This window comes from Ectothiorhodospira marina (genome assembly GCF_900109495.1).
Classification (GTDB): domain Bacteria; phylum Pseudomonadota; class Gammaproteobacteria; order Ectothiorhodospirales; family Ectothiorhodospiraceae; genus Ectothiorhodospira; species Ectothiorhodospira marina.
This window is the reverse complement of the sequence record NZ_FOAA01000003.1, coordinates 37,251-57,071: the sequence shown is the minus strand read 5'-3', so window position 1 is coordinate 57,071 and position 19,821 is coordinate 37,251. Positions and strand designations below refer to the sequence as shown.

Genomic DNA, 19,821 nt, shown 5'->3' with positions numbered 1-19,821 from the left:
AGATCAGTCACGCGGGGTATGTATCGGTCGATGGATTCAGGGGGCAAGATTCTCGGGAAGGTCATGTCTGTGCCGGAGCAGGTTTCGTTGCGACATGAATGGGAAAGGCTGGAGCGCGAGGCAGAAGGCTCGCCCTTCGTCTCCTGGCCCTGGGTGGGCTGCTGGCTGGAGTGCCTGCCTGCGGCCATAGTGCCGAGGTTGGTCGTCATCCGTGATGATAACCGGACCCGGGGTATGGGATTGGTGGTGCCCAGGCTGCTATGGAGGTTGGGAGTTTTTCCAGTCAGGTGTTTGTGGTGGCAGGAAACGGGCCGACCTGACCTGGACCGATTGACCGTGGAACGTGCCGGATTGTTGCTCGGAGAGGTGGAGGCACATGAGGCTTGGGGCGCGGCGTTGAAAGGTTTGCTGCAGGGGGGCGACGATTGGGACGAGCTCCATGTCCGGTGGGTTCCACTGACTCAGGTCCAGGCGATGCGGGAAGCTGCCGGGCGGCTGGGTTTGAAGACCTGCGTTTGGGCGCAGCAGCCTAATTATCGAATGAAGCTTGGTGGGGTCGAGGGTGGGCTGGAATCGTATCTGCAGACCTTAAGTAGAAATACTCGTTATCAAGTGAGACGCTCGATACGTCTTTATCGTGAGTTGGGCGACCTCACGGTTCACCCGGCGCATGACGAAAGCACTGCCGTGGAGTATTTTGAGGCATTGGTCAGCTTGCACGAACGGCATTGGCGCCGCAGGGGGCGTGAAGGGGCGTTTGGTGGGCATTTTATGTATGAATTCCATCGGCGTTATGTTCGGGCGGCATGGGCACGAGGGGATGTGCAGCTGTTGCGGATATCCGCGGGATCCCGATGCATTGGCTACCTTTACAATATGGTTTACCGTGGCGTGGTAAGCAATTATCAGTGTGGTTTTTGTTACCCTGAGGATCCGCGTTTCAAGCCTGGCCTGGTTAGCCATGCCTTGGCCATTGCGCATAATGCCGCCCTGGGGATGCAAGTTTATGACTTTCTCCTGGGTGATGCGCGCTATAAGCGTACATTGGCGAATGATTGTGAAGAGCAGTTCTGGGTGGTTTTCCAGAAACCCAGATGGTGGTTGCAAGTGGTGGATAGATTGCAGGCGCGGCTCCATCTAATCAAAGGGAGATGATGCTTTCCCAGGAGGCGTTGGTATTTGTATTTGTGGTACGGGCGACGCCCGTGTGGTTACGGAGAGGTATGGCGGCAACCTGCAACACATGACCTCGAGCGGTCCCAGGCATAGGAAGGTCTGCCATCCGATCGATCGTGCGCCCAGTCGCTCGTGTGCCTTTATGGAGGTCTTGTTGCGAGTGTCGATGCGGCAGATACTCGCGCGTAGGCCCTTTTGCTTGAGTACCACAGAAGCTTCGGCCCAGAGTCTTGCGAAAGTCAGGCTACCGCGCGCGTGGCGCGCGATATAAACGTCCACGTCCATGGCCGTGTTCGGCGGCAGGATGAGCGTGCAACGGTGCTCCGGCTCGGTGTAAGGAGCTTCCAGCAACCAGAGATACCCGTTGAGGCTCGTGGAAGAAGGAGGAGCCTCTCCGATGCAGGTCCCTTTGCATTGGAAGCGATAGGCGATTTCCTCTTGGGTGCGTGGTATTTGCGACAGCGCGGGATCGGTTGGGTGTAGCTGCCTGACGTGTGACCGCGCTAAAAATCTCGGCACCTTGATGTCTTCGACGGACAAGGCATAAATGCGGTAAGTGGTGATGTTATATCGCCGCCTAATGTGGCGTAGAGGGGCTTTGAGTCTTTGTGTAATGGTGTTCTGCAAGGGTTAGCTCGTTAAAGAGGGCTAATTCAGCAGTGTTGGCAGCCGGGGATCGAAGGCCCCACGCCATCTGCCCGGCCCGGGTTCATCGGCTTTGTGGCATCAAATGCTCCCCAGAATGAGCCCTCACGGGGCCGGTGGTTGTAGTCGTGTAATAGGTGAGGGAGATGATTCGGCAGGGCTCCTTGTTGCGGGCGCGCCAGCGAACCAGGCTGAGGATAGAGGTTCAGGTGGGCTAGGCGCGAATCAAGATGATTCAGTTCTGCCCCGGCTTCGTCCAGGGAGGCTGTGAAGTTCTGGCGAGTGTCGATAGAGCCCGGTGCGCGAATGGTATGGGGCGAGAAGATGGCATTGCCGGAAATCTGCTGTGGGTAATCCGGATCAGCACCGGTGACGTGTATACCGGTGCCTGCGGTGACCAGGGTGTTTTGCAGGATGTGAATCGCCTTGGGTACGTCGTTGTGGGGCCTGATGATGAGCCCGTCGCCGTGGCTGTTGAAGAGCAGATTATTGTAAAGCGCAACACTCCCTTCTCCCTGAAATAGGCGCTCGTGGGGGTTTTCGTGGAACAGGTTGCCGTAGATCAGGTAGCTATCATGGCGCCCCGGTCCCTCCGGCGGCCAATGGCCCACCAGCAGGTTGGGGCGTGCTGACGGGCCGCTACTGGCTCGCTCGGCCTTGCTGAAGAGGTTGTGGCGGATGATGGTCTGCCTGGCTTGGGTCGGGATGTCCGGGAGCCGGTCACGCATGTTCTGGTGCTTGATCTGCATGTTGTAGCCCGGTGTCCGCTGGATGGCATTGCCTTCGATAAGGCCACCAATGAATGGTGCGCTGCCGTCGGGACGCCCTAGGTAGAGGCCGGTGCCCACGTCGTGGATATGGTTGTTTCGGATGGTCCAGTCCCAGGCCGATGCGCGCGTGGTGATGCCGGTGTGGCCCTGCGAGGCGTCGTAGTTTTTGATGGTGAGGTGTTCGAGGGTGATATGGTGCGCGTAATGCCCATGTGCTTCCAGAACGACGCCTGCTGCATTGCGTCCTTGTCCATCCAGGGTCAGGTAACGCAATGTGACATAGGCCGTGCGCGCGAGGCTGATGGTATTTTCGCCGTCGCGCCCGCGAAAAACTGCCGGTTCCCCTTGCTCCGGACCCGTGATGATGATTGGGGCCTCGGGTGTGCCCTTGATGTTGTGCAGGCGCAGGTTGCGTGGATAGGTGCCAGCGGCCAGGTGGAGATGGTCGCCGGGTTGCAGTGTGGCGACCCTGTCACGGTAGTTGTCCGGAGTCGCGTGGAGTAAGCGCTGGGGTAGGGGCGTGGTGAGGACGTGGGCCGTATCGAGGTTCGTTGTAGTCCTGTCCGGCCGCGCCGGCTCTGGGGATGCCAGCAGTGAGGTGAAGAGGTGCCCATGCCGCCTCTCCAGTTCAGCCGTTAGATCGCATTCGCCTGCCTTGTACTCAATGGCGCCCACATCCACCGGCGTGGATCGGCGCTGCCCGCAGAAGTCGTGTGTGACATCATTGTCCCTGCTGCCCTTGGCCACCAAGTCTCCACCATCGCTTAGCCTCAGGTCACCCATCTGTGGTGCCAGAAACCATTGTTCAAAGCGGTCCAAACCCTTGCCGAACGCGGTATTCCCCAGGCTGGCCAAGAGGTTTCCGAGTGCGCCGGTCAAGAACATTGATATGCGATCCAGCCAGGAAGGTGCGGGAGTTTGTGCGCCCACATGCCGTGCCTGAATGCGCCCCTGGATCACGGGCAGATAGCTGGCCTGGGCAAACCAGCCGGTGGTCTGATTCCCTATGAGTTCCGCGTGGCCGCCATCACGCTCCCAGATGGTGCCGGTAAGCAGGTTATCTCTCACTTGGGCTTGGGTCTGTGGAAAGCGAGCCTGGATGCCGTAGGCGTTGTAGATGGTGTTGTTGGCGACGAGGGCGTCACGGGCTCGGTTGAGGTAGATGCCCGGTTCGTTCGGGCAGTTCAGGATGATGTTGTTGGTCATCCGACTGTCAATGGCCTCTGGGCAGTCGTTTTGGCAGTTGCCGGTTCCTCGGGAATCGAAAAGGCCTTGGCCTGTGCCGCCGCCGCCGAATGAGAGGCCGATACGTTGGCCCCCCGCATGACGCCACTCGCAGATCACCAGGTTGCTGTCGAAGGCGGCACTCTGAGCACCTCCTTTGACAAATCCGGCGCTGGTGTTGCGAACCGTGTGGTGGGGGGCGTGAGCGATATCGGCAATGAAATTCTCCGTCACGTGCCAGTTCTTGCCACCGACGATGTCGATGGGGACCACGGGTGAGTCATTGTCACGCGGGTAGTCGTTGACAAAGACATTGCGGGTCACCCGAACCTCATCGGGAAAGGTGCGGGGTGTGCCCTCGCCGTTGGCTTTGATGGCGGCGTGAAAGTTCTGGAAGCGATTGCCTTCAATGCGTACGTGGTGTGCCTCAGCCACGATGTGCAGGGCATGGTGGGTGTTGTGACCGCCTTGAAAATCCAGGCCGATAATGTGCCAATGGGCACCGTAAATTTTCAGCTGCGTGGTGTGGTTGCTCCAGAGTCGCGCGGCTCCGGGGATGAGGGATTCCAACACGATGGGGGCGTTGCTTTCCCCCGATTGTCTGAGTGTAAGGCTGGGCAGGAAGTAGTCACCGGGGAAGAGTGTGATTGTGTCGCCTGGGGCGGCGTCTCGAAGGGCCTCCCGAAGGGCGCTATCATCGCGGACTTCCAGGGAATTGGCATCCGCCGCAGCGCAACTCAGTGACAACAGTGCTGCCAGCAAGAGGAACAGGCTGATGCGAAGAGCGCTCATCACTTTGGCCGCTTTCGGGATGGTCTTGCGATTGTGGTGGGTGTGGGCATCGAAATCAATTGGAATATCCATGCGTTTCTGTTGCAAGATTGAATGACCGCCCATCTTGGGTGCGCCTCCTACCTTGCATGTGGTCCTGCGGGATGCGCGTGCCCTTTTTTCACGGTCGTTGAGGGTTGTCTCATTGTCCGCAGTCTTCTCGATTCAGGCCAAACTGGCAGTGGCCGCATGGGCTTCGTTGCTGGTAGTGCTTTATGCCACTCTGATGCCTTTCGAGTTCGGTAATCAGAGTGTTGCGCAGGCCTGGTCGCATTTCACCAGTATGACGGTCCCGCAGATGAGCGCCTCGGTGCGGCAGCAATGGGTCGCCAACATTGTCATGTTCGTGCCGCTGGGGCTGTTCTGGACGGCCTGGTTGTCGGGTTATGCACGAGGGGTTGTGGCACGGTTCTGGGTGGGGGTGTTCGTGGCCCTGTTGGCGCTGGCCACCACGGCAACCGTTGAGTTTCTGCAATTCTGGCTACCCCGGCGGGAGCCTTCGCTGCTGGATATGAGTGGCAACCTGATGGGGGGCGTATTGGGTGTTTTCGCCTGGTACGCGCTGTCGGGTCCGGTTTTGCGAGGGGTTGCAACGCTCCGCCAGGGCGGGGACGTCGCGCTGTGGTGGGCACTGGTTTTGTATGCGGGGGCCTATGCGCTGGCAGCATGGCTTCCCTGGGACTTTATAGTGTCCTTGGGGGAGGTGGCTGGCAAGCTGGCGACGGACCACTGGGGGCTCTGGCGGTCGCCAGCCTCCAGCGGGGCGGGAGGCGAGTGGTGGATCCTGCGCGGCGTGGCCATGGTGATGACGGCGCCCTTGGGGATATTGCTCGGGTGGTGGCTGTTGATGCGATTACCGGGGTTGACCGGGTTTGGGGCCTTCTCCCTGGTGTTGGTCGCCTCGTTGGCGTTTGGCTTGTTGATCGAGTTGGGGCAGTTTTTGACAGTGTCGGGAGTGGCCGAGGGTGGTTCGGGCTTATTCCGTGCGCTGGGGGTGGTGGTAGGTTTTGGGCTTTTTGCTGCGCGCAAGTGTTTCAATCCTGATCGTCTGCGGTCCTGGGCGCGCGCGCTGGTGGTGATGCTCCTGGTGCCTTTTATTTCGCTTCTGGTGGTGATCAACCTTGGGGGCGAGGGTTTCGCCCTGGAGACCCGTTCGGTGCTCGCCAAGTGGGAGTCGGTGCGGTTTTTGCCGTTCTGGTACCACTACATGGTACCCGAGGCGGTGGCGATTGGCAGTTTGATCTTTCATGTGATCATGTATCTGCCGGTGGGGGTCGGCGTGTGGTTGTGGGGCTGGGGCCACCGGCGGAACACGCCTCAACGAGGGTTATGGAGTGCGGTCGTGCTGGCATGGGTGCTTGCCGTGGGGATGGAGGGTGGCAAGCTGTTCATGGCAGGCTTGCGCCCGGACCCTACCACGGTCTGGATTGCTGCAGCCGCTGCATGGTTGGGTTGGCAGCTTTGTGCCGCGCTGTGGTGGGGGTTGCAGGGGGGCATGGAGCAGGCCCGTGTGTCATGGGAGGGACCTGCTCGGTCACTGGAGCGGGGTGAGGTGCCCCGGCATGCCAGTTTTAAGCGGGCAAGCAAATATCCGGGAATTGAGCCAGCGGACTCGGGGTTTGTTCGCGATAAAGGGATAACGAAGCCAGCGACCCACGTGGGGCAAGATTAGGATTTTTTCCCATGCCGACCTGGTCAGTCAGGTGTTTTCGTGAGGGCCTTGTGGGTTAGATGTTTCACAAGTAAAGGAAGGGGCATCTTCAGGTAATGGCCGCGTACGAATAATGCCGCCTGGGCAAAGGTGTCTCGTGCGGGGCTATCGGTGGCATGGGTGTTGATGCCATGCAGATAGATGCTGCGTTCCAGGGGCCGGGTGATCGCGGATGGCTGGTGTGGCTTAAGCGGCTGCCATGCGCGCTCCGGTAGGGCCAGATGCAGCGCTGATGCGGCGAGCGTGAGTGCTCGCTCCAGTATCCAGCTTAACCCCAGGGCTTCCGCTTCGTGGATAAGTCGATCAATAAAGCCATCGCCTTCAGTCTGCTGGAAATGCTCAATGAGCACCTTGATGTCATATAAATCCCTGATGCTGCGTGCCCAATCCGTTTCGGAGAAGAGATGGCATACGCAGTGCAGTACCATGTGCTCATCGCACAATAACCGATAACGCCATGGAAGTGGGGCTGGGAGTGAGTGCTCCCAAAGGCGTTGCGGATTGATGCGGACCTTGAAGGTTCTTGGCAGGATGTTGTGGTGCAGGTCTATGGTGGTGCCTCGGACCTTATGCTGGAGTGGTGGTAGTTCGTGCATCCACTCCCGATAGTAACGCTGGTCGTAATCATCGTGGTGCGTTGTTGTCCAGCCCTCGAACTGCAGGAGTTCCTCGGCAGCTTCTACCTGTGATGAGGGGTACATTAAGTCGATGTCTTGCGAGATTCTTCCTGGCGCATTAGGTAGCTGCCTCAGAAGGTAGGCACTGCCTTTGAGTGCAATGGGCGCCGGTAGTTTGTTTAACAGCGTGTTTTGGAGTGTTTCCAGCTCCCAGCGTAACGCTTCAGTGTTGTGTTCTGATCGGATGAAGCCGCCCCGCAAGTGTCGCGCCAATGCCTCCGGGATGGTTTCGTCAATGTCATGGATTTGTGCGAGGTGCCAAAGGGTTCCCAGCATGCCCGCTTCGCGCGCCGCCGCTAAAAGCTGGCCGAGCTCCTCGCCAGTTCTTTGGAGTATGCTTTCGGGGTGTGTTAAAGCTTCCCTTAGGGCAGCGCTACCATCCATGGGCCAGCTCCTCTATCTGCGCTATGACCTCATCGAGGTCGCTGTAGATTATGTCATAGCCTTCAGATTGGCTTACGACATCCGCAATTCTATGGAATGCAGTCCTACCGAGGGCGGTGAAGTTAAAAGCGTTCCTGACGAGCCCCGCGAAGACCGCGCTACGAGGGGTTGGGGTGATTTGTAGCGGAGCCCCTTTTTGAAAACGTGGAAAAATCACAAGGCCAGGTGACGCGGTCACGCCAGCGCTTTGAGCGCTGTCGCGTGACGGGCGCATGTGAGCCACGCTGCCTTTGATTGTGTCGTGGACCGGGGGTGTTAGTACGGCATCCTTTGAAAATTCTTGAATAACCTGGACTGATTCATTTTTCAAGCTTATGGGTCTGGCAGGTCCGGAGATCTTCGCAGCATCAAGTTCAAGCAAGGTTGTCTCATCACTGAGCAGACGCCATCCGCGGCAGGAAAGCGCGGCACAAAGCGTACTTTTCCCCGAGCCTGGTGGGGCAGGCATTATCAAGGATCTCCCGTGGCGCTCGAGCGAGGCGGCATGAAGGATGAGGTGGTGTGTGGTCTGATTGGCGATGCACCAGTTCAGCCCCCACTCCAGCATCGGGAATGCCTGTGAGAGGGGGAGTGGCTTAAAAATGCACTGCCGGTCTGCGAAGAACAGGACTTGGGGCTTATACCACCGTCTCAGGTAGGGCGCCTTGCTTAGAGAAATATCGAAATCTGCAAATGATGGCGAAATGTCACAAGGGAAGTGGCCGTACATTAACTTCAGGTCTGCCTTGACTCGGGGGATTCGGCACCTGATTCGGGCTCGAAATGGCCCGGTCTGTATGACCAGGTCCCCTCGGTGTAGGTGGACTTCGAGTTGCTCCGCCGGAATGTCATCCAATGTCATTTTGGGCGATTTCGATAATGTTAAGGTCGATAAGGGTTTCGATAACGTCCAAGGGGAGTGCTTCAGTCGGGTTCGTGCGCGCACTATCCAGGATGCTTTCCTTATGCCCGGGTTGATCGGTGGAGGGGGGCATGACTGGATGTGTGTCTATCTTGGAAATGAGGTGGGTCTTGCCCGAGCCCGCATGGAAGGCCATGATCACGTCGCCAGCCTGGCGCAGTTCCCCATAAGGGGTAAGCCGATACCCTTGAGGTATGGATGCTTTGGGGATAGGCAGGGGGGTGGCGGATCGGCCCATGAGGCGTAATCGGTAGGTGGCTGTTGTAGCTTGAGGTGGGTTGCTGCCCCTGCGGGAGCTCTCTTGGATTGAGGCCGTCGGAGTACTTGATCAGAGCAGCTGTCTCAAGGCTAACCACGATCCGCCCGCTGGGGGGTATGGAAACCTCTGAGAATGTTATTGTTGGTCCCGCCATCCAGGACGGTCAGTAGATTTCCTCGCGCAGTGGGCAGATATTCTAGAGTCTACAACGAGGGCATGTAAACGTGTTGATCCGTGCGCTCGCTGTCAATGACGTTTTGAAAAAACCGTGTAACGTCATCCATGTCCAGCGTTATGCCAGTCGAAGTTACATATATGCCGCTCCCGAGTACCTGTCCAACAATTTGGCCGGAGTGATGTTGACGGCTCACCTGGAAATCATATGTTAGCTCATTCAACCTCACCGCTGCACCCCAGCGCAGGAATTTCCTTACGGGATCGCTGTTAGGCAGCACGGCGCCCGTCCATGTGTAAATGGTGTCATCCGTCGCTTCATAATCTTCCTGATCCTCGGCGTAATACATGCCCTCCTGTGGCTTGGCTGCATCGCCGAGTGTGGCCTCCTGTGTAAGGTTTTGATCTGTATAGAAGCGAAAACCAAATTCGGCACTCAGAAGCTTGTCACTATGGGTGCCAAATTGGGAGTAGCGGGAGTTGACATTGCCTACGGACTCCGTATGGCAGTTTCCATCGAGCCCCTGGGATCCGCCCGATGTCCAGCCAGAGATGGTGCAATTTCTTCCCATGGCAGTGGCATGTAGAGGCCTTGAATGCAGAGTCATTATTGCGAGCGGCACTGAGCCAGCCAGCGCACGCCCGAACCGGCGCCGAGAGCGGCTGTGCGCAAGCGCGGCATCAATGTGTTCAGCGGGCGTATCTATTGGGGAACGGTCGGGCATCGTGGTACCACTCTTTCAGTAGACTTCAGGCGCAAGGTTTGCGTGCGCCACGGGTACAAAGATAGCGCTCCAGGGGCAGTGAAGCAAGGCCGGCTGGAGTTGCCTTTTAGTATTTCAAGCAATATTCGTGTCAAGTCCTGGGGGGGCTTTAAGGCGCTGTTTGTTTGGGTGTTTTTAAGGCGGTTAGTTCCTTGGGGTGCGACATTGTAAGGAAAGTCGACGTTGCTAGGGGCGCCCCTGGAGCGCAGGCCGCTAGCCCTTGCCGTCGGGTAAGACTGCAAGGTGGCTAGCCCAAGGTGGCGGCAAACTCCAGAAATTGCAACGATTAGCGGTACTCTCGAGGGGATGGGTGTTGCGTCGCTGGACGGGCTGACGGCTACCCGGGAGGTCATAGCGGCGTCAATTTTGTGATTCCTTTCACGTAATGGGGTGGTGGGTGGAAATTTCACCGACAGTAAGCTTTTTTGCGGGGGCGCGGAATGAGGGGGTATGTAGCTGAGCCCCCGGAAGCGCACCGCGTGTGGCGGTGGCAGTCTATTTGGCGATTCCCAGAAACACAGCCAGGCAACGTTCAATCTCCAGCAGAGAGGGGGGGCGATCTGCCCAATGGCGGGGCCGACCTTGTCGCGTTTTACCGTCATCTAACTCCTCCAGCCATCCGTGTCGGCGAAGGCTTCGTCCATGAAGCGGTGCATGTCTCCGTCGGCTCTGTCTGCCTTGGCGGCCAGAAGGCACTGACGGCGGCATTCCTCGACAAAGCCGGGTCGCTGTGTGTCGGTCACCCAGATTCGCGCGGGTCAAGCCCCGCCTTGTGCAGGGCGTCACGATCTTTCTTCATTTGGGGATTATCGTGTCTGTTGGCCATGTTGCGCGTCTTCAGAAGAACAGTCCCGGGTCAATATCAAACCGTCGTGACAGCGCCTTGATGTGGCTCTTGTTGAGGCTGCGTTCGCCGGACAGCACCCGGGACACCATGGACTTCGAGCCGATCTCGGGAAGGTCGGCGATGCCGAGTTGGTGTTGGGCCATCAGCAAGCGCAGCATCGCGAGATCGGCGGGTTGTTCCAGGGCCCGTTGTTCGAATGCCGCCAGTTCTGCATCCTGGTCCTCGTAGGTCTGGATGGCGTGGGTGAGCAGGTCGATGACGGCATTGAGTGGATCGCTGGGGGAATCCTCGGCTTCCTTCAGTAAGCTCTCGACCAGCGCCAGTGCCTCTTCATAATGGGCGTCGTCCCGGATGGGGAGATAGGGTGCCGCAGCTTTGGCGAAGCTGTGGCAGGCGTCTTTGAACGCTGCAGCGGTCATGACAGCTCTCCTTTCGCGTAGCGCTTGCAAATTTTGTCGTACTCGGCATGGGTGACAATGTGTTTCACGTACATGCGGTTCTGAACGAACTGGATAAAGGCGATCATCCGCAGGTGATTGCCGCCGACGTCAAGTACCCAGCATTTGTCCTTATGCTTGAAGTTGTCCAGTGAAGGGAACACCCGTCGCATCGCCTCCGGCGTGCCGAATTTGCTGTTGCGGAGCGTACGGTAGAGATCTTCCAGGGCCTGTCGTTGGTTGGGGTGGGCCTTGGCCGCCTCGTTGAACGGGCGCTTGGAAATGACATGCATGGACGCTCCTGTCAGGGTCGACTCCGTTGACTCATTGGCAACCATAGGGTGGGGCTGTCAGTGAGTCAACCGTTACCTTTCGGGTGTGTCTGGGGTGGTGGTGGGTTGAACACTTCAGGCCAGTGATATCATCGGATGGCAAGCGCTCACCCTGATCGTTGCCCCCGGAGTCGCCCATGCCCCAGAAACGCAATCTTCCCATTGGTATCCAGGCGTTCGACAAGCTCCGCCGGGGTGGCCACTACTATGTGGACAAGACACCGCACCTGCTTCGGTTGGTGAGTGAAGGGGGGTATTTTTTCCTCTCCCGTCCCCGCCGTTTTGGCAAGAGCCTGCTGCTGGATACTCTCAAGTGCCTGTTCGAGGGTCGTCAGGATCTGTTCGAGGGGTTGTTCATCCTGGAGCAATGGGACTGGCAGGTGCGTCATCCGGTGATTCGCCTGAGCTTTGCCGACGGGGTGCTGACCACGCGCGAGACGCTGGATGTCCACATCGATGAGTTGTTGCGGGCAGAGGCCTCGCGGCTTGAGGTGGCGCTGACGAATACCAGCATTCCGGGCCGTTTCCGGGAATTGATCCAGCAGGCCCATGCTGTTCATGGTCAGCGGGCGGTGGTGCTGATCGATGAGTATGACAAGCCGATCCTGGACAACATCACCGAGCCGGAGCGGGCGCGGGCGGTTCGGGAGGGGCTGAAGAATCTGTATTCGGTGCTCAAGGATGCCGACCCCCATCTGCGGTTCTGCTTGCTCACGGGGGTGTCGAAGTTCAGCAAGGTGAGTCTGTTCTCGGGGCTGAATAATCTCAATGACATCACCCTGGACGAGCCGTATGCCGACATTTGCGGTTATACGGATCACGATGTGGATACGGTGTTTGCGGCGGAGTTGCCGGGGCTGGATCGGGCGGAGATCCGGGACTGGTATAACGGCTACCGGTGGGGTGGGGCGGATACGCCCTCGGTGTATAACCCCTTTGATCTGTTGCTGTTGTTCCAGAAGCGTCGATTCGCGCCTTACTGGTTTGAGTCGGCCACACCGACCTTTCTGGTGGATCTGCTGAGCGAGCGCGGGGTGTTCACGCCGCGGCTGGAGGCGATGCAGACGGAGGCGGAGTTGCTGGGGCGGTTTGATGTGGATGGGATTGCCACCGAGGCCTTGTTGTTCCAGACGGGGTATCTCACGGTGCATGCGGTGGAGGAGCCCATGACGGGGTATTGGCTCTACACCCTGGGTTATCCCAACCGGGAGGTGGAGTCGAGCCTGAACCAGGCGTTGCTGCCGGCCTTGGGTGTGCCGGAATCGCCACGGCAGCGGTTGAGTCTGTTCAGGATTCTGCAGGCCCATGACCTGGATGCCCTGGAGGTGCACTTCAAGGCGCTGTTCGCCTCCTTGCCCCATGACTGGTATCGGAATAATCCCATTGCCCGGTATGAGGGGCATTATGCCAGTGTGTTCTACAGCCACTTTGCGGCTTTGGGGTTGCGGATCTCGGTGGAGGATTCATCCCACATGGGTAAGGTGGACATGGCCGTGGAGTTCGGTGGCCATGTGTATGTGTTCGAGTTCAAGGTGGTGGAGCAGGTGCCCCAGGGGCGGGCGCTGCAGCAGATCAAGGATAAGGGTTATGCGGACAAGTACCGGGGGCGGGGTCAGCCGATCCATCTGATCGGGGTGGAGTTTTCCCGGGTGCAGCGGCAGGTGGTGGCGTTTGAGGTGGAAACGGTGCCAGTAACCTGATTGGGCGATTCCCGGAAACACTACCAGCCGGGTTGGGAGGGATCTGGCGCCTTTGGGGTGGTCAACGCGACTCCCACGGCCTCCGCCCTCTCCGCTGCCACGGCACGAAAGTCCGAGGATATGCGATCATCTGCCGCCGCTCGCTGCCAGAAATCCAGTGCCATGGCGCCGCCCTGGCGCCACGGCTCGATGCCTCCGTGGGCCGGTGGGGGGGTGAAGGCCGGTGTCGGTGGTACCTCGCCAGGGCGGGGTGTGTGGAGCATGGGCAGCATGTCATAGACTGGGGCCAATGCCAGTCGTCCGTCGGGGTGGGGTTGGAGGGTCAGGTTGCCCAGGTGCTGGTCGCTGTTCTCGATCCAGTTGGCAAAATTCTGAAGCAGGGTCACCGTCGTCGGGGTGTCTTCGGTCACCCGTCCTTGCCGGGCAAGGGCCTGGATGGCCAGGCTCCAGCCCCGGCCGATACCGCTGAACTCCGCATCCACGGTGAGCAGTGAGAGGGCCGGTAGACGTCCACCCCGCGCGGTTCGGTCGAAGCGCACCGACTCCAGAAAGAAACGCCCCTCTCGTTCCAGCAGCCGACTTTCGGCCACGGCCAGTCCGTGTTCCGCGAGCGTGGTCAGGGCCAGGTATTCACAGACCAGGAGGTCACGCAGGCGCTGGGCCACCGCGCTGCCGTCGTCGGGCGGCGAGAACTTCACCAGTGCCGGGCGCCCCGCCACATGGGCAGCGAACTTGGGCTGCTCGCCCCCCACCGAGGAGCCGGGGGCACCCCCGGAGAGGACACGTTGGGCCAGCACTGGGAAGTCATCGATGGTGGCGGGCTCTGGTTGCCATGCCCGCCAACGGTCGAGGGCCGCGTCCCCGAGCAGGAGGTCGCCGGGGGTGTCGACCGCGTGATCCAGTAGCCAGGCGCCGATCTGATCGGTGGACCAGTGCTCCGGGTTGTTCGGGAACGCGGGGAGGGCATGGGCATTCAGGCGACCGAGAAAGCCCTGGGGCCGCAGGTCCTGGAGAAAGAATGGCAGATCATCGAACAGGCCTGTGCCGGCCTCACCCAGGAGCAGGCTGGGTAGCGGACCGTGTTGGATGGGGCGCGCCAGTATGGCGCCCTGGTCGAGACCGACCAGTTCGGCAAGGGGATGGACATGGCCATCGGGGTCCACGCGATGGATAGGGAGGGTGGTGTCGGCGCGGTTGAACAGCGGCCCGCGAAGGGCATGGCGGGTGGCGGGCCCACGCCCAAAGGAGACGACCTTTCCCCGGGCTTCGGCATCTCGCAGTCGCCGGTAGACGGTGGGTGCGCTGGCGCCCAGGGCGGTGGCCAGCTCGGCCCGCGAGGCGGTTCCAAGGGCGCGCAGCCGGGAGAGGAGTTCGTCGCTGGTCAGGCGCATGGGGGGCGAGTGAAACGATGATGAACTGGTATTTTCTGCCTGTAGGGCTTTTAGATCAAGTGGTTGTATGTTTGCTTGGCGGGATTTGTGAAACGATTTTGTGCGTTGGTTCCGAGCGGCGCGATGATGTAATCCGTATCATCTCCGCCCGAAAAGCCACCAAACAGGAGGTGAAACAGTATGTCGAAAGTATCGAAAACTGATTGGGAAGGGCTTGCCAAGATGAACGACGAGGACATCGATACCCAAGACATGCCCGAACTAGGCGAAGACTTCTTTCAGCGCGCCGAGCTGCGTGTTCCGGTAAAGAAAGCGGTTACAATCCGTCTCGACGCCGATGTCCTGGAGTGGTTCAAGGGGCAGGGTGCGGGCTACCAGACACGCATCAACCAGTTGTTGCGCCATTACATGCATGCCCAGCAGCGGTATCGGTGATGAACACTGTAAGGCTCGGAGCCATTTGCGAAACGATACAGTGACACCATTATCCAGATTGGATATGCCCCAGAAACGCAATCTACCCATTGGTGTCCAGGCGTTCGAGAAGATCCGTCGGGGTGGCCACTACTATGTGGACAGGACACCGCACCTGCTTCGGTTGGTGAGTGAGAGTGGGTATTTTTTCCTCTCTCGCCCCTGCCGTTTTTGGGAGAGCTGAAATGGAAACGGCGTGAGTCAGGGCCTCTGGATGGCCACGCTTTGGCGCCGGATGATGTCGCGAAAGCGTTCGTCGGTACTGGCCCAGTCGACGATGTCCACCTTCCAGGGTAGGTCGGAGTCGGCGAAGGCGTTGGTGAGTTCGGTAAGCTGGCTCAGGGTGAGTGGTCGATCGGTCATGATGGCCAGGTCCAGGTCGGAGTAGGGTTTGGGATTGCCGGTCGCTCGGGAGCCGAAGGCGCGCACCTCGTATTCAGGGGCGTGTGTCTGGAGGATGTCCCGGACGATGGCCCAGTGAGAGGCCGCCATATGAACGGGTGGATCAGCGGTTGCGGGCATCCAGTTGCTCCAGCAGGTGCCGTGCATCATGGATGAATACCCGGGTGCCTTGGAAAACCTCCCGGGCCTTTTCCTGATTGTAGGTGTGCGAGGTGATGTTGCGCATGGTTCGATAGTGGAACCAGGCGGCTACGTCCTGGATCAGGCCCTTTTCGCCTGCGGTTCGCAGCAGATCGCGGAAATGGCTGTGGTCCACTTCCTCGGGGCTGGCGGCCTCCAGCTCCAGTTGGCGGCGCAGCATCTTGATGCTGATTTCGTACACAAATTCGAAGTTCTGAATGACTCCGGCCATGAGGGTTCTCTGCACGGTGGTCGGCTGGGCGTTGAACCAGTGCGTGTCGTCGACCAGCGTGATGCCTTCCTGTAACGAGGTGATGGCCTGTCGCAGGGGGGTGAGGTCGAGCCTGGTTTCCTTCACACCAGCACTTCCACTGCCGCTGGGTGCCCCAGGAATTTCTCCGGGCTGGCGGTGAGGCCGTAGGCGCCGGACTGGTAGATGACCACCAGGTCGCCGGGCTGAGCAGGGGGGAGCTCCATGCGGTCGGCCAGCAGGTCCAGGGGGGTGCACAGGGGGCCGACCACGGAGGCGGTCTCCCGGGGGGTGTCTTCCATGCGGGTGCCGATGGCCACCGGGTAGTTCTTGCGAATGATCTGGCCGAAGTTGCCGGAGGCGGACAGGTGCTGGTGCAGGCCGCCGTCGGTAACCAGGAAGGGGTGGCCGCGGGAGATCTTGCGATCCAGGATGCGGCAGACGTACAGGCCCGCTTCGCCCACCAGATAGCGGCCCAGTTCGATGAGGATCTCGGTGTGGGGCAGTTTGACGGCGGCCTCTTCGACGATGGTCTTGAGGTTGTCGCCCACGGGGGCGATGTCCAGGGGCTGTTCGCCGGGGAAGTAGGGGATGCCGAATCCCCCGCCCAGGTTGAGGAACTTGACGGGGCCGGGTGCGTCTTCGGCCAGTCGCAGGGCCAGGTCGAAGCACTGGCGCTGGGCCTCGATGATGGAGTCGGCCTTGAGGTTCTGGGAGCCGGCGAAGAGGTGAAAGCCCTCGAAGGCCAGCTGGGCGTCGCCGATGCGGACCAGCAGTTCCGGCACCTGTTCGGCATCCACGCCGAATTGTTTGGGGCCACCGCCCATCTTCATGCCGGAGCTCTTGAGTTCGAAGTCGGGATTCACGCGCACGGCCACTCGGGCGGGCAGGCCCAGTTCCCGGGCGGCCTGGGCCAGGATGTCCACTTCGCGGAAGGATTCAATATTCACCAGGATGCCGGCGGCCACGGCCTGGCGCAGTTCGGTGGCCTGTTTGCCGGGGCCGGCGAAGCTGATCTCGGCGGGGTCGGCGCCAATGTCCAGGGCCACTTTAAGCTCCCCGGCCGAGGCCACGTCGATGCCGTCCACCAGGCCCGCCATGTGGCCCACCAGGGCGGGCATGGGGTTGGCCTTCATGGCGTAGTGCAGCTTGATGGCCGGCGGCAGGTGTTCCCGCAGGTGCGCCACGCGCCGGGTGAGCAGGGCGCGGTCGTAGGCATAGAAGGGGGTGCTCCCCACGCGGGCGGCGATTCGGCTGATGGGCTGATCACCAATGAGCAGTTCGCCGTTGGCGGCGGGGAACTGGGTCATGGGGGCGTGGGTGGGTTTGGGTGAAGGCTTGGGCGTGTCCATGGTCCCGAATGGTCTCAGTATGGCTTGGAGGGGGCAAGCACCTTAACCCGGTGCCTTGTCTACGAGGTGTATTGCGCCGCCAGGCTCTTGCGATCGAGCTTGCCGTTGGGGTTTCGTGGCAGGGGGCCCTCGTGGATGTGGATGCTGGCCGGGACCATGTAGGCGGGCATGCGGGCCTTGCATTCACTCAGTAGGGCCTGGGTGTCCACCGGGGTGCCTTCCGGGGCGGTGACCACCACGGCGATGCTCTGGCCGAGAGTGTCGTCCGGGACGCCGAAGGCCACGCATTCGCCTACCTGGCGGGTGGCGTAGAGGATCTCTTCCACCTCGGTGGGGCTCACCCGGTAGCCGGAGGTCTTGATCATCTCGTCGCGCCGGCCGATGAAGTAGAGATAGCCTTCTTCGTCATATTTGACCGTGTCGCCGGAGAAGACGGCGATCTCGGGCAGGACGAGGCCGGACTGGCGGCCGGGGGCCAGGGCCGGCAGGGGCTTGAAGTGGTGGGCGGTCTTGTCAGGGTCGTTCCAGTAGCCCTGGGCGACCAGGGCGCCGCGCTGCACCAGTTCGCCGGGTTCGTGGGGGGCGCAGGGGCTGCCGTCTTCCCGCAGCACCAGGACCTCGGCGTTGGGGATGGCCTTGCCGATGGAGTCGGGGCGGTTGTCCACCTGCTCGGGGGGGAGGTAGGTGGCGCGGAAGGCCTCGGTGAGGCCGTACATCAGATAGGGGCTTGTGCGCGGCAGGTGCTCGCGCAGGCGGTTGAGGGTCTCGCGGGGCATGCGTCCGCCGGTGTTGGCGATGTAGCGCAGGTGCGCGTCGATGCCCTCGGGCCAGTCCAGCTGGGTGAGCTGGATCCACAGGGGGGGCACGGCGGTGAGGCCGGTGATGCGCTCCCGGGCGAGGGTCTTGATCACGTCCCGGGGCAGCAGGTAGTTGAGCAGCACCACCCGCGCGCCGCTGTGGAAGGCGGTGGTGAGTTGCGAGAAGCCGGCGTCAAAGGACAGGGGCAGGGCGGCCAGCAGGCTGTCGTCGGCGTGGTTTTCCAGGTACTGGGCCACGCTCTTGGCGCCCATGACCATGTTGCGATGGGAGAGCACCACACCCTTGGGTCCGCCGGTGCTGCCGGAGGTGTAGAGGATGGCGGCGATGTCGGTGTCGATGATGTGCGGTTCCGGGGCCTCGGGTGCATCGGCCAGGGAGGCCCAGCCGTGGACGGCGGCGCCGGAGAGGGTGTGCTCATCCGCTGGGGTGTTGGTGAGGATGACGTGGCGCAGGTCGTGGCAGTGTTCCAGGGCGTCCTTCAAGGCATTGAAGCGGGCCGGGGAGGTGACCAGTACGCGCACGTTGCAGTGTCGCAGGATGTAGGCCACCTGGTCGGCCTTGAGCACCGGGTTGACCGGGACGAATACACCGCCGGCGGCGCTGGTGCCGAAGATGGCGCTCACCGTCTCCAGCCGCTTTTCCAGGAAGATGCCCACTCGTTCGCCCCGTTCCAGCCCCAGGGCCCGAAGTCCGTGGGCGAAGCGTTGTGCCGCTTGGGTGGCGGCGGCATAGTCCTGCGTGTGCTTGCCGTAGGTGACCGCCGGGGCATCGGGTGCGCGGTGGGCAGAGGCCTGGAGAAGATGGTGGAGGAGGTAGGTGTTGTCCATGGGGTGTTTATAACCGATGGGAGGGGGGTGTGTCAGCGGTGGTATGGATGTTGGTTGGGGTGGGGCGCTTCTCGAAGCGCCCGTACGGGTTGGGGGGCAGGAAGGGGCGCTTCTCGAAGCGCCTGTACGGTTTGGGGGGCAGGAAGGGGCGCTTCTCGAAGCGCCTGTACGGGATACTGTTGGGCGCGACTGGCTGCACTGGGCGGAGTTGCGTGGGAGGCATGACATCATGGGGGCTTGTGGCGTTTCGGGGGCTCGGCTCATGATGGTGGGGTGGTGCCTTGGTAGAGGATGATGAAGCGCCCTTCAGGGCGTGGGAGGTTTGGGATGCGTGCGTTGAGTCGGATGGGTGTGCTGGGTGTGTTGTTCTGGGCGCTGTGGTGGGTGCCGCTGGCTTCGGTGGGGGGTTCCGATCTGGCCGATACCATTGAGAAGATCAAGCCGTCGGTGGTGGGGGTAGGGACGTTTCAGCCCACGCGTTCGCCCCGGGCGCAGTTGCTGGGCACCGGCTTTGCGGTGGGGGATGGGCGGCATGTGATCACCAATGATCACGTGATTCCGCACATGCTGGATTCGGAGAATCGCGAACATCTGGCCATCTTCATCCCTGGGCGTGGCGATTCGGGGGAGATGCGCCAAGCGCGGCGGGTGGCGTCGGATCCCTTGCGGGATCTGACCTTGCTGCGTTTTGAGGGGCGTGGGTTGCCGACACTGCGGGTGGGCAATTCGGATCGGTTGCGCGAAGGTGAGACCGTCGCCCTGACCGGTTTCCCCATCGGTGCGGTGCTGGGGCTGGTGCCGGCGACCCATACAGGGATCGTCTCGGCCATCACGCCCATTGCCATGCCCGTGCGCTCCACCCAGAACCTGGACCCGGCGGTGATCCGGCGGTTGCGGGATCCCTACACCGTGTTTCAGCTGGATGCCACGGCCTATCCCGGGAACAGTGGCAGCCCCTTGTACCGGCCTGAGACGGGTGAGGTGATCGGGGTGCTGAACATGGTGTTTGTGAAGGAGGGGCGTGAGCGGGCACTGGATCGGCCCAGTGGGATCAGTTATGCCATCCCGGGGAATTATGTGCGGGAGTTGTTGAGGGAGGCGGGGGTGTCTCAGTGAGGTGTTAACGTGAAAGCACCCAGGTTCAGCTACGGAAGCTCCCTTCTCCCCCTTGGGGGAGAAGGGCTGGGGATGAGGGGGGGAGGCACCTTGCTGGCCCTCGCCCCTCGCCCCTCGC

The 19,821-nt window shown here is 60.8% G+C and carries 18 protein-coding genes; 6 read left to right on the top strand and 12 right to left on the bottom strand.

What is annotated here, in order from left to right; genetic code table 11:
• The first annotated feature begins 336 nt into the window (after positions 1-336).
• Positions 337-1,155 carry a GNAT family N-acetyltransferase gene (locus BMY52_RS04210; protein WP_177169837.1) on the top strand — a complete coding sequence of 273 codons (819 nt, stop codon included), beginning with the start codon at positions 337-339 and terminating at the stop codon, positions 1,153-1,155.
• Between the two features lie 674 nt (positions 1,156-1,829).
• Here the strand turns inward: BMY52_RS04210 and BMY52_RS04205 are convergent.
• A complete protein-coding gene (locus BMY52_RS04205) occupies positions 1,830-4,679 on the bottom strand; it encodes a chondroitinase-B domain-containing protein (RefSeq protein WP_177169836.1) in 2,850 nt (949 codons plus the stop codon).
• A 58-nt stretch (positions 4,680-4,737) separates the two neighbouring features.
• On the opposite strand from BMY52_RS04205, the gene BMY52_RS04200 reads away from it, so the two are divergent.
• On the top strand, positions 4,738-6,318 hold the full coding sequence (locus tag BMY52_RS04200; protein WP_143050416.1) for a VanZ family protein: 1,581 nt from the start codon (positions 4,738-4,740) through the stop codon (positions 6,316-6,318).
• A 23-nt stretch (positions 6,319-6,341) separates the two neighbouring features.
• Here the strand turns inward: BMY52_RS04200 and BMY52_RS04195 are convergent, their stop codons facing one another.
• The 6 genes from BMY52_RS04195 to BMY52_RS04165 form a co-directional block, all read right to left on the bottom strand.
• Entirely contained in the window at positions 6,342-7,418 is a 1,077-nt protein-coding gene (locus tag BMY52_RS04195; RefSeq protein ID WP_090251323.1) for a nucleotidyltransferase domain-containing protein, read from the bottom strand.
• Complete coding sequence (locus BMY52_RS04190) at positions 7,408-8,319, bottom strand: HprK-related kinase A (RefSeq protein WP_090251321.1); 912 nt, start codon at positions 8,317-8,319, stop codon at positions 7,408-7,410. Before BMY52_RS04190 ends, BMY52_RS04195 begins: the two co-directional genes overlap by 11 nt.
• A 522-nt stretch (positions 8,320-8,841) precedes the next feature.
• Entirely contained in the window at positions 8,842-9,537 is a 696-nt protein-coding gene (locus BMY52_RS04180) for a hypothetical protein (RefSeq protein WP_143050414.1), read from the bottom strand.
• A gap of 641 nt (positions 9,538-10,178) precedes the next feature.
• Positions 10,179-10,319 (bottom strand): antitoxin MazE-like protein, encoded by a 141-nt coding sequence (locus BMY52_RS15590; protein WP_245740560.1) that lies wholly within the window; start codon positions 10,317-10,319, stop codon positions 10,179-10,181.
• A gap of 94 nt (positions 10,320-10,413) precedes the next feature.
• Positions 10,414-10,842, bottom strand: a complete 429-nt coding sequence (locus BMY52_RS15585) for a helix-turn-helix domain-containing protein (protein WP_090251311.1) — start codon at positions 10,840-10,842, stop codon at positions 10,414-10,416.
• Positions 10,839-11,153 carry a type II toxin-antitoxin system HigB family toxin gene (locus BMY52_RS04165; RefSeq protein WP_090251309.1) on the bottom strand — a complete coding sequence of 105 codons (315 nt, stop codon included), beginning with the start codon at positions 11,151-11,153 and terminating at the stop codon, positions 10,839-10,841. The genes BMY52_RS15585 and BMY52_RS04165 overlap by 4 nt, the downstream gene beginning before the upstream one ends.
• 176 nt (positions 11,154-11,329) lie before the next feature.
• On the opposite strand from BMY52_RS04165, the gene BMY52_RS04160 reads away from it, so the two are divergent.
• Positions 11,330-12,892, top strand: coding sequence for an ATP-binding protein (locus BMY52_RS04160; protein WP_090251306.1), 1,563 nt, complete (start codon positions 11,330-11,332; stop codon positions 12,890-12,892).
• Between the two features lie 20 nt (positions 12,893-12,912).
• Here the strand turns inward: BMY52_RS04160 and BMY52_RS04155 are convergent, their stop codons facing one another.
• Positions 12,913-14,283 (bottom strand): HipA domain-containing protein, encoded by a 1,371-nt coding sequence (locus BMY52_RS04155; protein ID WP_090251304.1) that lies wholly within the window; start codon positions 14,281-14,283, stop codon positions 12,913-12,915.
• A gap of 180 nt (positions 14,284-14,463) precedes the next feature.
• Here BMY52_RS04155 and BMY52_RS04145 point away from each other — a divergent pair, with 180 nt between their 5' ends.
• On the top strand, positions 14,464-14,718 hold the full coding sequence (locus tag BMY52_RS04145) for a BrnA antitoxin family protein (RefSeq protein WP_090251300.1): 255 nt from the start codon (positions 14,464-14,466) through the stop codon (positions 14,716-14,718).
• A gap of 64 nt (positions 14,719-14,782) precedes the next feature.
• Positions 14,783-14,941: an AAA family ATPase gene (locus BMY52_RS04140; RefSeq protein ID WP_090251297.1), complete on the top strand. Its 159-nt coding sequence runs from the start codon at positions 14,783-14,785 to the stop codon at positions 14,939-14,941.
• Positions 14,942-14,958: 17 nt separating this feature from the next.
• On the opposite strand, the gene BMY52_RS04135 is transcribed toward BMY52_RS04140, so the two are convergent.
• The 4 genes from BMY52_RS04135 to BMY52_RS04120 are packed head-to-tail and all read right to left on the bottom strand — an operon-like array spanning position 14,959 to position 18,587.
• Positions 14,959-15,279 carry a nucleotidyltransferase family protein gene (locus BMY52_RS04135; protein ID WP_245740558.1) on the bottom strand — a complete coding sequence of 107 codons (321 nt, stop codon included), beginning with the start codon at positions 15,277-15,279 and terminating at the stop codon, positions 14,959-14,961.
• Positions 15,263-15,697, bottom strand: coding sequence for a nucleotidyltransferase substrate binding protein (locus tag BMY52_RS04130; protein WP_090251293.1), 435 nt, complete (start codon positions 15,695-15,697; stop codon positions 15,263-15,265). Before BMY52_RS04130 ends, BMY52_RS04135 begins: the two co-directional genes overlap by 17 nt.
• Positions 15,694-16,941: a pyridoxal-dependent decarboxylase, exosortase A system-associated gene (locus tag BMY52_RS04125; RefSeq protein ID WP_218140389.1), complete on the bottom strand. Its 1,248-nt coding sequence runs from the start codon at positions 16,939-16,941 to the stop codon at positions 15,694-15,696. The genes BMY52_RS04130 and BMY52_RS04125 overlap by 4 nt, the downstream gene beginning before the upstream one ends.
• Before the next feature lie 59 nt (positions 16,942-17,000).
• Positions 17,001-18,587, bottom strand: a complete 1,587-nt coding sequence (locus BMY52_RS04120) for an acyl-CoA ligase (AMP-forming), exosortase A system-associated (RefSeq protein WP_090251291.1) — start codon at positions 18,585-18,587, stop codon at positions 17,001-17,003.
• Between the two features lie 327 nt (positions 18,588-18,914).
• Here BMY52_RS04120 and BMY52_RS04110 point away from each other — a divergent pair, with 327 nt between their 5' ends.
• Positions 18,915-19,703, top strand: a complete 789-nt coding sequence (locus BMY52_RS04110; protein ID WP_177169835.1) for a S1C family serine protease — start codon at positions 18,915-18,917, stop codon at positions 19,701-19,703.
• Positions 19,704-19,821 lie beyond the last annotated feature (118 nt).